The sequence below is a fragment of the Hirschia sp. genome (assembly GCF_058892565.1).
Genome location: NZ_JBZXVU010000053.1, coordinates 1 through 10753 on the forward strand (window position 1 = coordinate 1; position 10753 = coordinate 10753).

Here is a 10753-nt window from a genome sequence, read left to right on the forward strand (position 1 = left end):
CGAGGACCTCTTTAATTTCGTTCAATGACTTACGTCCAAAGTTTGGAGTACGAAGCATTTCCGCCTCTGACTTCTGGATAAGGTCACCAATGTATACAATGTTGTCGTTACGCAAACAGTTTGCAGAACGAACAGACAATTCCAACTCATCAACTTTCTTGAGAAGTACTGGGTTAAAGCCAAGGTCTGGCTCTTGCTCAGCTTCTTGCTCAACAACTGGCTCATCAAAGTTGATAAGCAATTGAAGTTGGTCTTGAAGAATACGTGCTGCATAAGCAACTGCATCTTCAGGTGTCACTGAACCGTCAGTTTCGACAGTCAATGTCAATTTATCGTAGTCAAGAACTTGACCTTCACGTGTGTCATCCACCTTGAAGCCAACACGCTCCACAGGAGAGAAGATTGCGTCCACAGGGATAAAACCAAGTGGTGCATCGTCAGGACGGTTGCGGTCAGCAGGCACATAACCTTTACCAGAAGCAACAGTGAATTCCATACGGATATTCGCGCCATCATCCAACGTACAAATAACGTGGTCTGGGTTTAGAATTTCCATGTCGCCAGGAAGTTCAATTTGACCAGCAGTCACAACACCAGGACCAGAGGCAGACAAAGTCATACGCTTTGATGTCTCTGAAACCATGCTAATCGCAACGCGCTTTAGGTTAAGCACGATGTCAGTTACGTCTTCACGTACACCTGGAATAGATGAGAATTCGTGAACAACACCGTCAATCTGCACGCCTGTAATCGCAGCGCCTTGCAGTGAAGACAGTAGAATGCGGCGCAACGAAGAACCTAGAGTCGTTCCAAAACCGCGTTCCAGCGGCTCCACGATCAAGCTAGCCTTACGGCCAGCATCAAAGTCGTGCTCCACCACCGGACGGGATGGACGGATGAGCTCTTTCCAGTTTTTGTCGTTGACCTGAGCCATATTCATGAGGCGATCACCTTAGAAATTGCGTTTAAGTTTTGTTCAAAATGAACAGGACGAAGCGTTTAACCGTTTAAGATTATACGCGACGACGTTTTGGCGGACGACAACCATTGTGAGGAATGGCTGTAATGTCGTGGATAGTCGTGATCGTAAGACCAATAGACTGAAGCGCACGAAGAGCTGATTCACGGCCAGAACCTGGTCCACGAACTTGCACTTCTAATGACTTCAAGCCGTGCTCTTGAGCTTTACGACCTGCATCCTCAGCAGCAACCTGTGCAGCATAAGGAGTAGATTTACGAGAGCCTTTAAAACCCATGTGACCAGCTGAAGACCAAGAAATAGCATTTCCTTGAGCGTCAGTAATAGTGATCATTGTGTTGTTAAAGCTTGAGTTGACGTGAGCAACACCTGAAGAGATGTTCTTACGTGCACTACGTTTAACACGTGTTTGTTCGCGAGCCATACTAATGTATCCGGTCTATTTCTTCTTACCAGCGATTGCTTTCGCTGGACCTTTGCGCGTACGCGCATTGGTGTGAGTGCGTTGGCCACGAACTGGAAGACCGCGACGGTGGCGCAAACCACGGTAGCAACCCAAGTCCATCAAACGCTTGATGTTCATTGAGACTTCACGGCGAAGATCACCTTCAACCACATAGTCTGCATCGATAGCTTCACGAACTTGAATGACTTCAGCGTCAGACAAATCCTGTACACGACGTTCAGCCGCGATTCCCACTTTGTCACAAATCTCCTGCGCCTTCACCGGACCTATGCCGTGAATGTAGCGCAGCGCGATCGTAACGCGCTTATTCGTGGGTATGTTGACACCTGCAATACGGGCCACACTGCCCCTCCATTCATTAAACTGTTTCACGACCAAAGACGACAATTGGTCCTCACCCAGTGTATCGACACTGCATTCAGACCGTCTCTTCGCCGCGGAAGCCGACACTTATATGCTTTGATATTCCTGCGTCAACTAAATATTGACACAAAACTCGGCTTCTTTTCCTGTTTCCTGCTTATGCACCCAAAACTTTGTCGATTTCACGGGCTACAACGTCTATTTGCTGCATTCCATCCACTTCAGTTAACTTGCCTTGCTCCGCATAAATCGGAAGCAAAGGTGCAGTCTGCGCATTATAAGCATCCAAACGCTTCCGGAAACTCTCCGGATTGTCGTCTGTACGCCCTTCTTCTTCAAAGCGTTTAACGATTCGTTGCATCAACGCTTCGTCATCCACTTTCAATCGAATCACATGATCCACTTTTGAATTAAGAGTTTCCAACAATTTGTCCAAAGCTTCCGCTTGAGGAACCGTTCTTGGAAACCCATCAAAAATAAATCCAGCTGCACCTGAGTTCAGTTCCAGCTGTTCTTTGATTAGTTCTATAACAATCTCGTCAGAAACAAGACCGCCTGAGTCCATTATACTTGATACTTTTAGCCCTAATTCCGACCCGGAAGAACGTGCTGCACGCAGCATGTCCCCAGTTGAAAGTTGAACAAAACCACGTTCTGCCACGAGTTTCTTCGCTTGTGTGCCCTTACCGGCCGCTGGTGGTCCAAAAAGTATTAAGTTCATTTCTTGCGGCCCCCGAGCCGTGATCTTTTTATCATGCCCTCATATTGGTGGGCAATTAGGTGAGATTGAATCTGCGCTACAGTATCCATGGTTACAGAAACTACAATAAGAATAGATGTCCCACCAATATAAAATGGAATGGACTTAAAATTCATCTTTAAAATTTCTGGCAACAGACAAACTATAGAAAGATATATCGCACCAATCACGGTAAGGCGACTTAGCACATAGTCTAAGTAGTCAGCAGTTCTTTTGCCCGGTCTATATCCAGGAATAAAACCACCGTGTTTACGCAAGTTATCTGCAGTCTCTTCCGGGTTAAACACGATAGACGTGTAGAAGAAACAGAAGAAGACAACGAGCAATCCATACAAAACAACGAATAATGGTTGCCCAGGCCCGATGAGTGCGACAACGGAACGAAGCCCCTCAGACACAGCGCCACCACCAGCAGCCCCTTGTCCACTCGCCATCATGCCAGCCGCAGTTGTCGGGAGAATCAACAAAGAGGTTGCAAAAATAGGCGGAATAACTCCAGCGGTATTCAGCTTTAATGGAAGGAATGAATTTTCTCCCCCCATCATTCTGTTACCTTGCTGACGCTTTGGATACTGAATAAGCAAGCGACGCTGCGAACGCTCTACGAAAACAATAAAGACGATCATCGCCACACTAATTATCGCAATCGCAGCAAGCACAGTCACATTCATTGTGCCTTCGCGTGTAGAAACAAGCGCGTTCCAAATTGTTTTAGGCATAATCGCTACAATACCAGCAAAAATGATCAGAGAAATACCATTCCCTACTCCGCGTGCTGTTACCTGTTCACCCAACCACATTAGAAAGACTGTCCCACCCACAAGCGTCACGATTGTCGATGTCATGAAATACCAGCCAGGATCAAGCGCAACTGATCCACCCGTATCTGGGTTGATAGCACTCAAAGACGCCGCGATCCCATATGCCTGAGCAATAGCAAGCAATACTGTACCATAACGCGTGTATTGGTTGATCTGTTTACGGCCCGCTTCGCCCTCTTTCTTCAATCTCTCAAGAGAAGGTACGGCAGAAGTCGCTAGCTGCATGATGATAGACGCCGAAATATACGGCATAACATTCAACGCAAAAATAGCCATTCTCTCGATAGCACCACCGGAGAAGACATTCATCATCCCCAATATTCCACCAGACTGACCACCAAAGGCAGTAGCAAGATTTACGGGATCAATTCCTGGAATTGGGATCTGAGTACCAAGTCGGTAAACAATCAATGCACCAAGCGTAAACAATATACGCTGCTGCAATTCCTTCGCCTTACCAAAGGTCGAAAAATTGATATTCTTTGCGAGTTGTTCAGCGGCTGAAGCCATAAGTGCTCGCTCTCCTTAAAGCAGCAAAATGCCAGCTACGACGAACGAAGCTGACACAGTGCAATTATACTTTTCAATATCCTACGCGAATCGTAGGAAATGAGACAGTTCTATTCAGCACTTTTAACCGGCGCTGTAACAGTGACTGTGCCACCAGCTTTCTCGACAGCTTCAACAGCTGCTTTTGATGCGCCGGCAACAGTAATCTCTATTTTGGAGCTAATTTCACCTTTTGCAAGGAGGCGAATGCCATCCTTTGCGCGGCGAACAACACCAGAAGCGATTAAAGCTGCTTCATCCACAGGTTTTTTTGCATCAAGCTTGCCTTCTGTGATCGCTTTTTCAATACGACCAACATTTATCCAAGCAAATGTCTTCGCGTTTGGTCTGTTAAACCCACGCTTAGGCATACGCATGTGGATAGGCATTTGCCCACCTTCAAAACCTTTGATAGCTACACCTGAGCGCGCCTTTTGACCTTTAACACCGCGTCCAGCAGTTTTACCTTTACCGGACCCGACACCGCGGCCAACACGCATACGCGCAGACGTCGCGCCTAGATTATCTGAAAGTTCGTTGAGTTTCATAGTCTTATCCTCGAACCAGTCGCCAAACGCATTAATTCGCGCAGCGCTTGGGTCTAACCTTCAATCACTTCGACCAAGTGGCCGACTTTGGAAATCATGCCGCGGATAGAAGGAGTGTCCTCCAACTCACGTTCGCGACCTAGCTTATTCAAACCCAAGCCAACGAGTGTCTTGCGTTGTGTTTCGTTGCGGCGGATCGGGCTGCCGGTCTGACGCACACGCAGTGTTTTCTTATCTGCCATTGTGGTTACTCCAACCTATCCCGGCCCTACTGGGCCACCTCAGCTACACCGGCACCATCTGTACGACGGCCCACGATGTCTTGAACTTTAAGACCACGTTTTGAAGCAACTTGGCGAGGACTTGCTTGACCTTTAAGGGCCTGAACAGTTGCGCGAACCATGTTGTATGGGTTTGAAGACCCAATGGATTTTGCAACAACGTCTTGAACACCAAGAACTTCAAGTACCGCACGCATTGGACCACCGGCGATAACACCAGTACCCGCAGGCGCTGCACGAAGGTGAACTTTACCAGCACCCCAACGGCCTGAACCGTCATGGTGAAGTGTACGCCCTTCACGCAATGGCACACGAACCATTGTCTTTTTTGCTTCTTCAGTCGCTTTGCGAATGGCTTCAGGAACCTCACGGGCCTTACCGTGACCAAAACCAACACGACCTTTTTGGTCACCGACAACGACGAGCGCAGCAAAACCGAAGTTTTTACCACCCTTCACCACTTTGGCAACACGGTTAATCGCGACTAACTTATCAACGATTTCCGACTGTTCTTCATCACGGTCGCGGCCTTTGCGACCGCCTCTTTCACGATTATCACGTGCCATGACGGTCTCCTTCTAGAATTTCAAGCCGCCCTCACGGGCAGCATCAGCTAGGGCTTTGACACGGCCGTGGAAGATAAAACCTCCACGATCGAAAACACACTCCGAAACGCCAGCTTTAGTCGCACGTTCAGCAATGAGTTTACCGATGACAACTGCTGCATCTTTAGATGCGCCAGTGTTACCAGCCTTTTTAAATTCAGCTTCTAGAGTAGATGCTGAGACAATTGTTTTGCCTTCAGCATCATCAATAAGCTGTACGGAAATGTTCTTTGACGAACGGCTAACCGACAAACGTGGCTTTCCGTTCGCAATCTTCCGAAGGCGAGTACGCACGCGTTGGGCCCGGCGTATTTGTTTTTCGCGCGATGACAACATGGCTTACTTCTTCTTACCTTCTTTACGGCGAACATGTTCGCCTTCATAGCGGATACCTTTACCTTTGTAAGGCTCAGGTGGACGATAGCTACGGATCTCGGAAGCAACTTGACCGACAGATTGTTTATCAATCCCTTCGATCTTAACCTCAGTTGGCTTTGCACATTTGAATGTGATGCCTTCTGGAGCTTTGTGAACAACTGGGTGTGAAAACCCAAGGTTCAATTCCAAGTCGTTGCCTTTAACAGCAGCACGATAACCAACACCGACCAACTCTAGGTTTTTCTCAAAACCATTGGAGACGCCTTCAACCATGTTGAATATACGAGCACGAATAGTGCCCCAAAGCGCGCGGCTTTTGTTATCGTTTTCATCTTTCGGCGACACAATAATGTCAGCACCTTCAAGCTTAACTGAAACATCATCAGTCAAAGCAAGAGCTAGCTCACCCTTTGGTCCTTTTACCGAGATGTTTGTATCAGTGATGTTCACTGTTACTCCACTCGGTGCCGTTACAGGTTTTTTACCAATCCGGGACATATCAAATACTTCCTCTACGCCCTAGGATACCCGACAAAGAATTTCGCCACCGACATTCTCGGTACGAGCAACATTGTCTGACATCACGCCCTTAGGCGTTGATAAAATAGAAATACCCAGTCCATTACGCTCCAAAGGAATATCCTTAGAAGCAGAATATACACGACGTCCAGGTTTGGAAACACGGGCAATCTTTTGGATCACAGGTGCGCCGTCAAAGTATTTCAGCTCAATTTCAATCTCTGCTTTTCCGTCCTTCTCGACTTCAGTGTATCCACGGATGTAACCTTCAGATTGAAGGACATCCAATACACGGACGCGAAGTTTGGAAGCAGGCGTTACAACTGTAGACCGGCCACGCATTTGCGCGTTACGGATCCGAGTTAGCATATCGCCTAGAGGATCATTCAGGTTCATAGCCTATCCCTCTCTTACCAGCTCGATTTCACGAGCCCGGGGATCATCCCCGCGCTGCCAAGTTCGCGTAATGCGATACGAGACATCTTAAGCTTGCGGTAAAAACCGCGCGGACGACCTGTTACTTCACAACGATTACGCACACGGTTTGGTGCGGAGTTGCGAGGCAATTTAGCCAGTTTAAGGCGCGCATTGAAGCGATCCTCTAGTGGCGCATTGTCATCCAAAGCTTGCGCTTTCAAAGCAGCACGTTTAGCGGCATATTTTTCCACTAGACGCATACGCTTTTTGTTTTTCTCTACTGCACTTTTCTTAGCCATTTAAACTCTCTCCAGCGCTCTAGTTACGAAACGGAAAGCCGAACTCTTTTAAGAGTGCTTTCGCTTCTTCGTTAGTGGGCGCTGTCGTGCACACAATAATATCCATACCCCAAGGTTGATCAACTTCATCATAGTTGATCTCTGGGAAAACGAGGTGCTCTTTAAGACCCATTGCGTAGTTTCCGCGGCCATCAAAAGATCTACCGTTAAGTCCACGGAAGTCTTTCACGCGAGGAAGCGCAATAGTTGTCAAACGGTCTAAAAATTCATACATGTGCGCCCGACGCAAAGTAACCTTCGCACCGATTGTCATGTCTTCACGCAGTTTAAAACCAGCGATAGACTTGCGAGCTTTTGTTTCAACAGGCTTCTGACCTGAAATAGCTTGAAGAGCAGCTACCGCAGACTTAACCTTTTTAGAGTCAGATACCGCAGCACCCAAACCCATGTTGATTACAACTTTATCAAGTTTAGGTACTTGCATTTCATTGCTGTACTTAAACTCGTTTTTCATTTTTGCGCGAATTTCTTCCCTGTAAAGGGTTTGAAGCCGCGGCTCGTATGTGGCGACATCAGACATCGATGGCCTCCCCTGAGCGTTTTGCAACACGAACCTTACGGCCATTGTCATCAGTTTTGAAACCGACGCGTGTTGGTTTACCGTCACGTGGGTCTATGTGAGCCACGTTAGAAACATGCATAGGGGCTTCAAAATTCTTGATGCCACCTTGGTCGGCTTGAGTAGGTTTTGTGTGACGTGAAACCATGTTCACACCTGACACAACAACCTTCTGGTCATCGACGAGTACACGAGAGACAACGCCCTGCTTACCTTTGTCTCTACCAGAAAGCACAACGACCTTGTCACCCTTCTTGATCTTAGCTGCCATAATTATAGCACCTCCGGAGCAAGTGAGATGATTTTCATGTGGTTTTTAGCGCGCAATTCACGAGGAACTGGTCCAAAAATACGAGTACCTAGCGGCTCACCATTTGTGTTGATAATAACTGCAGCGTTAGAATCAAAACGAATGACTGAACCATCACGACGTTGGATGTCTTTTTTGACGCGTACCACAATCGCACGGCGCACATCACCCTTCTTTACACGACCTTTAGGTGTCGCTTCTTTAATAGAAACAACAATCTGGTCGCCAACTGAAGCGTAACGACGTTTAGCACCACCAAGAACCTTGATGCACTGAACGCGTTTTGCACCGGAGTTATCCGCTACATCCAAGTTTGATTGCATCTGGATCATGAATTAGATCCTTCCGCAGCCGTAATTAATTCCCAACGCTTCAACTTAGAGCGAGGCGGACATTCTTGGATAGATACTTTCTGTCCAACAGTCGCCACATTACTCTCATCGTGAGCGTGGTATTTCTTTGACCGACGAACGGTCTTTTTCAAAAGGGGGTGAAGGTAAGTACGATCAACACGTACTACTGCAGTTTTATCCGTTGCTGTGGATACAACCACGCCTTCCATAATCCGCCTGGGCATTGTTCTCTATTCCCTCAAACTCACGCAGCGCCGGTTTGCGCTTTGGATTTTTCCGCTAGGATCGTCTTGATCTTTGCGATGTCCTTACGCACCTGCCGCACGCGGGCGGTGTTCTCCAACTGACCTGTTGCCTGCTGGAAGCGAAGATTGAACTGTTCTTTCTTGAGTTTCGTCAATTCAGAAACAAGTTCATCGGGCGTCTTTGCGCGAACGTCTTCAATTTTCATTTTTTTCCAACGCTCCCTATTCGCCCAACCGTTTGACGATCTTGGTTTTGATCGGCAATTTGGCGGCACCTAGAGAAAGAGCTTCACGCGCAATCTCTTCAGTTACACCATCGATCTCAAACATGATACGACCTGGTTTTACTTTAGCCGCCCAAAATTCTGGCGACCCCTTACCTTTACCCATACGTACTTCTGTCGGTTTTGCTGACACAGGCACATCTGGAAAGATTCTGATCCATACTTTACCCACACGTTTCATGTGACGGGTAATAGCACGACGAGTGGCCTCAATCTGACGAGACGTCACACGCTCTGGCTCGAGCGCTTTAAGACCATATGAACCGAATGTCAAAGTCGCGCCACCTTTGGCGTTTCCTTTGATGCGGCCCTTAAACTGTTTGCGGAACTTAGTCCGTTTTGGTTGCAACATGACCTATCTCCTTAACCCCGACTATTATTGTCAGGACGAGATTGACGTGCACGAGCATCACCAGAGGCTTCAGCTTTGCGATCACGTGCCATTGGGTCGTGCTCCATGATCTCACCTTTGAAGATCCAGACCTTGATACCAATGATACCGTAAGTTGTCATAGCTTCGGCAACACCATAGTCGATGTCAGCACGTAGAGTGTGAAGTGGAACACGTCCTTCGCGATACCATTCAGTACGCGCGATTTCTGCTCCACCCAAACGACCAGCTACGTTCAACCGAATACCTTCAGCGCCCAAACGCATAGCAGACTGGATAGTCCGCTTCATTGCGCGACGGAAAGATACACGACGCTCTAGCTGGCGTGCTACGTCTTCAGCAACAAGTTTCGCATCAATCTCAGGCTTGCGAACTTCAACAAGGTTTACGAAAACCTCGTCAGTTACAAACTTGGAAAGATCTTTACGAAGCTTCTCGATGTCAGCACCTTTTTTACCGATAACCATCCCTGGACGAGATGTGTGAACAGTTATGCGGCACTTCTTGTGAGGACGCTCAATAATAATTTTCGAAATACCTGCACGGCGAGCCAAAACTTCACCAGTACGTTTTCCTGAATTGTCGTCCTTTGGACGCCACTCTTGAATGTATTTACGCAAACGCAGGTCTTCGTGCAGCAAACGACCGAAGTCGACACTGTCCGCATACCAACGACTGTCAGCTGTACGGTTGACGCCTAGGCGTAACCCGATGGGATTTACCTTCTGACCCATTATGCCGCCTCCTGGCTTTCAGCGTCCATAGAAGCATCACGCAAGACGATAGTCATCTGTGCGAAAGGCTTAAGGATGCGTGCTGCGCGACCACGAGCACGTGCCCGGATACGCTTCATGACGAGGTTTTTACCCACGTGAGCCTGAGCAACGACAAGACTGTCAATGTCCAAACCGTGATTGTTTTCCGCGTTTGCAATCGCAGAGTTCAGCAGCTTCAACACTTCATTAGAGTGACGCTTGCGTGAAAATGTTAATTCAGCTTGAGCTTTTTCGACTGACATTCCACGAATGGATTGCGCGATCAAGTTCAGCTTTTGCGGGCTTACGCGAAGCATACGCAATACTGCGCGACTTTCGTTAGCTGCCTGCTTTGGAGGATTTTTGGCCTTACCCATCGTCCCTACTTCCGCTTCGCTTTTTTATCGGCACCATGGCCGTAATATGTCCGCGTAGGTGCGAACTCACCAAATTTGTGACCAACCATGTCTTCCGACACGTTAACAGGTATAAACTTGTTACCGTTGTGAACCTGAAACGTCAGACCCACAAAGTTTGGTAATACAGTCGAACGACGTGACCAAGTTTTGATCGGCGTCGGACGTGTAGCCTCTGCGGCGACTTCTGCTTTTTTAAGCAAGTAGCCGTCGACAAAAGGACCTTTCCAAACGGAGCGTGGCATATCTATATTCCTCCGCTATTTCTTGTTGCGACGACGAACGATCAAACGATCAGTCGTTTTGTTATTACGAGTCTTTGGACCGCGAGTTTTCTTACCCCATGGTGTCACTGGGTGACGACCACCGGAAGATTTACCCTCACCACCACCGTG

General features: G+C 47.8%; 21 protein-coding genes and 1 pseudogene. All 22 read right to left on the bottom strand.

All coding sequences use genetic code 11. The features are described from left to right. Window positions 1-940, bottom strand: a 940-nt coding sequence (locus AC5EF3_RS15675) for a DNA-directed RNA polymerase subunit alpha (protein WP_493548725.1), incomplete at its 3' end; no start/stop codon positions are given. A 73-nt stretch (window positions 941-1013) separates the two neighbouring features. Further along, entirely contained in the window at window positions 1014-1403 is a 390-nt protein-coding gene (gene rpsK / locus AC5EF3_RS15680; RefSeq protein WP_015827893.1) for a 30S ribosomal protein S11, read from the bottom strand. A 15-nt stretch (window positions 1404-1418) separates the two neighbouring features. Beyond that, window positions 1419-1787 carry a 30S ribosomal protein S13 gene (rpsM, locus tag AC5EF3_RS15685; RefSeq protein ID WP_015827894.1) on the bottom strand — a complete coding sequence of 123 codons (369 nt, stop codon included), beginning with the start codon at window positions 1785-1787 and terminating at the stop codon, window positions 1419-1421. Between the two features lie 178 nt (window positions 1788-1965). Beyond that, window positions 1966-2529: an adenylate kinase gene (locus AC5EF3_RS15690; protein ID WP_015827895.1), complete on the bottom strand. Its 564-nt coding sequence runs from the start codon at window positions 2527-2529 to the stop codon at window positions 1966-1968. Further along, window positions 2526-3899 carry a preprotein translocase subunit SecY gene (gene secY, locus AC5EF3_RS15695; protein WP_015827896.1) on the bottom strand — a complete coding sequence of 458 codons (1374 nt, stop codon included), beginning with the start codon at window positions 3897-3899 and terminating at the stop codon, window positions 2526-2528. Before secY ends, AC5EF3_RS15690 begins: the two co-directional genes overlap by 4 nt. A 110-nt stretch (window positions 3900-4009) precedes the next feature. Beyond that, window positions 4010-4486, bottom strand: a complete 477-nt coding sequence (rplO, locus tag AC5EF3_RS15700; protein WP_015827897.1) for a 50S ribosomal protein L15 — start codon at window positions 4484-4486, stop codon at window positions 4010-4012. A gap of 53 nt (window positions 4487-4539) precedes the next feature. Then, window positions 4540-4728 carry a 50S ribosomal protein L30 gene (rpmD, locus tag AC5EF3_RS15705; RefSeq protein WP_015827898.1) on the bottom strand — a complete coding sequence of 63 codons (189 nt, stop codon included), beginning with the start codon at window positions 4726-4728 and terminating at the stop codon, window positions 4540-4542. A gap of 26 nt (window positions 4729-4754) precedes the next feature. After that, complete coding sequence (gene rpsE / locus AC5EF3_RS15710; protein WP_015827899.1) at window positions 4755-5333, bottom strand: 30S ribosomal protein S5; 579 nt, start codon at window positions 5331-5333, stop codon at window positions 4755-4757. 12 nt (window positions 5334-5345) lie between these two features. Further along, the gene (gene rplR / locus AC5EF3_RS15715) at window positions 5346-5708 is read right to left on the bottom strand and encodes a 50S ribosomal protein L18 (RefSeq protein WP_015827900.1); all 363 of its coding nucleotides are present in this window, start codon (window positions 5706-5708) and stop codon (window positions 5346-5348) included. Between the two features lie 3 nt (window positions 5709-5711). Continuing rightward, window positions 5712-6248 carry a 50S ribosomal protein L6 gene (gene rplF / locus AC5EF3_RS15720; RefSeq protein WP_493548726.1) on the bottom strand — a complete coding sequence of 179 codons (537 nt, stop codon included), beginning with the start codon at window positions 6246-6248 and terminating at the stop codon, window positions 5712-5714. A 21-nt stretch (window positions 6249-6269) separates the two neighbouring features. Beyond that, window positions 6270-6665: a 30S ribosomal protein S8 gene (gene rpsH / locus AC5EF3_RS15725; protein WP_015827902.1), complete on the bottom strand. Its 396-nt coding sequence runs from the start codon at window positions 6663-6665 to the stop codon at window positions 6270-6272. Window positions 6666-6679: 14 nt separating this feature from the next. After that, on the bottom strand, window positions 6680-6985 hold the full coding sequence (gene rpsN / locus AC5EF3_RS15730) for a 30S ribosomal protein S14 (RefSeq protein WP_015827903.1): 306 nt from the start codon (window positions 6983-6985) through the stop codon (window positions 6680-6682). 19 nt (window positions 6986-7004) lie between these two features. Continuing rightward, window positions 7005-7565, bottom strand: a complete 561-nt coding sequence (gene rplE / locus AC5EF3_RS15735) for a 50S ribosomal protein L5 (protein WP_015827904.1) — start codon at window positions 7563-7565, stop codon at window positions 7005-7007. After that, a complete protein-coding gene (rplX, locus tag AC5EF3_RS15740) occupies window positions 7558-7875 on the bottom strand; it encodes a 50S ribosomal protein L24 (RefSeq protein ID WP_493548727.1) in 318 nt (105 codons plus the stop codon). The genes rplE and rplX overlap by 8 nt, the downstream gene beginning before the upstream one ends. Before the next feature lie 2 nt (window positions 7876-7877). Beyond that, window positions 7878-8246 (bottom strand): 50S ribosomal protein L14, encoded by a 369-nt coding sequence (rplN, locus tag AC5EF3_RS15745; protein WP_015827906.1) that lies wholly within the window; start codon window positions 8244-8246, stop codon window positions 7878-7880. Next, window positions 8243-8491 carry a 30S ribosomal protein S17 gene (gene rpsQ / locus AC5EF3_RS15750; RefSeq protein ID WP_015827907.1) on the bottom strand — a complete coding sequence of 83 codons (249 nt, stop codon included), beginning with the start codon at window positions 8489-8491 and terminating at the stop codon, window positions 8243-8245. The genes rplN and rpsQ overlap by 4 nt, the downstream gene beginning before the upstream one ends. A 20-nt stretch (window positions 8492-8511) precedes the next feature. Next, window positions 8512-8718, bottom strand: coding sequence for a 50S ribosomal protein L29 (gene rpmC / locus AC5EF3_RS15755; protein WP_015827908.1), 207 nt, complete (start codon window positions 8716-8718; stop codon window positions 8512-8514). Window positions 8719-8734: 16 nt separating this feature from the next. Further along, a complete protein-coding gene (rplP, locus tag AC5EF3_RS15760; RefSeq protein ID WP_015827909.1) occupies window positions 8735-9148 on the bottom strand; it encodes a 50S ribosomal protein L16 in 414 nt (137 codons plus the stop codon). An 11-nt stretch (window positions 9149-9159) separates the two neighbouring features. Continuing rightward, window positions 9160-9921, bottom strand: a complete 762-nt coding sequence (rpsC, locus tag AC5EF3_RS15765; protein ID WP_015827910.1) for a 30S ribosomal protein S3 — start codon at window positions 9919-9921, stop codon at window positions 9160-9162. Further along, on the bottom strand, window positions 9921-10319 hold the full coding sequence (gene rplV / locus AC5EF3_RS15770; protein ID WP_015827911.1) for a 50S ribosomal protein L22: 399 nt from the start codon (window positions 10317-10319) through the stop codon (window positions 9921-9923). The genes rpsC and rplV overlap by 1 nt, the downstream gene beginning before the upstream one ends. Before the next feature lie 5 nt (window positions 10320-10324). Continuing rightward, window positions 10325-10603, bottom strand: coding sequence for a 30S ribosomal protein S19 (gene rpsS / locus AC5EF3_RS15775; protein ID WP_015827912.1), 279 nt, complete (start codon window positions 10601-10603; stop codon window positions 10325-10327). A gap of 15 nt (window positions 10604-10618) precedes the next feature. Next, window positions 10619-10753, bottom strand: a pseudogene (rplB, locus tag AC5EF3_RS15780) (50S ribosomal protein L2); the annotation flags it as partial.

Excerpts from the sequence above, each read along its gene's own strand:
- rpmD (WP_015827898.1), bottom strand. The coding sequence starts at position 4,728 with ATGGCAGATAAGAAAACACTGCGTGTGCGTCAGACCGGCAGCCCGATC.
- rplF (WP_493548726.1), bottom strand. The coding sequence starts at position 6,248 with ATGTCCCGGATTGGTAAAAAACCTGTAACGGCACCGAGTGGAGTAACA.
- rpsN (WP_015827903.1), bottom strand. The coding sequence starts at position 6,985 with ATGGCTAAGAAAAGTGCAGTAGAGAAAAACAAAAAGCGTATGCGTCTA.
- rpsC (WP_015827910.1), bottom strand. The coding sequence starts at position 9,921 with ATGGGTCAGAAGGTAAATCCCATCGGGTTACGCCTAGGCGTCAACCGT.
- rpsH (WP_015827902.1), bottom strand. The coding sequence starts at position 6,665 with ATGAACCTGAATGATCCTCTAGGCGATATGCTAACTCGGATCCGTAAC.
- AC5EF3_RS15690 (WP_015827895.1), bottom strand. The coding sequence starts at position 2,529 with ATGAACTTAATACTTTTTGGACCACCAGCGGCCGGTAAGGGCACACAA.
- rplO (WP_015827897.1), bottom strand. The coding sequence starts at position 4,486 with ATGAAACTCAACGAACTTTCAGATAATCTAGGCGCGACGTCTGCGCGT.
- secY (WP_015827896.1), bottom strand. The coding sequence starts at position 3,899 with ATGGCTTCAGCCGCTGAACAACTCGCAAAGAATATCAATTTTTCGACC.
- rplP (WP_015827909.1), bottom strand. The coding sequence starts at position 9,148 with ATGTTGCAACCAAAACGGACTAAGTTCCGCAAACAGTTTAAGGGCCGC.
- rplX (WP_493548727.1), bottom strand. The coding sequence starts at position 7,875 with ATGGCAGCTAAGATCAAGAAGGGTGACAAGGTCGTTGTGCTTTCTGGT.
- rpmC (WP_015827908.1), bottom strand. The coding sequence starts at position 8,718 with ATGAAAATTGAAGACGTTCGCGCAAAGACGCCCGATGAACTTGTTTCT.
- rplV (WP_015827911.1), bottom strand. The coding sequence starts at position 10,319 with ATGGGTAAGGCCAAAAATCCTCCAAAGCAGGCAGCTAACGAAAGTCGC.
- rpsK (WP_015827893.1), bottom strand. The coding sequence starts at position 1,403 with ATGGCTCGCGAACAAACACGTGTTAAACGTAGTGCACGTAAGAACATC.
- rplN (WP_015827906.1), bottom strand. The coding sequence starts at position 8,246 with ATGATCCAGATGCAATCAAACTTGGATGTAGCGGATAACTCCGGTGCA.
- rpsQ (WP_015827907.1), bottom strand. The coding sequence starts at position 8,491 with ATGCCCAGGCGGATTATGGAAGGCGTGGTTGTATCCACAGCAACGGAT.
- rplR (WP_015827900.1), bottom strand. The coding sequence starts at position 5,708 with ATGTTGTCATCGCGCGAAAAACAAATACGCCGGGCCCAACGCGTGCGT.
- rplE (WP_015827904.1), bottom strand. The coding sequence starts at position 7,565 with ATGTCTGATGTCGCCACATACGAGCCGCGGCTTCAAACCCTTTACAGG.
- rpsS (WP_015827912.1), bottom strand. The coding sequence starts at position 10,603 with ATGCCACGCTCCGTTTGGAAAGGTCCTTTTGTCGACGGCTACTTGCTT.
- rpsE (WP_015827899.1), bottom strand. The coding sequence starts at position 5,333 with ATGGCACGTGATAATCGTGAAAGAGGCGGTCGCAAAGGCCGCGACCGT.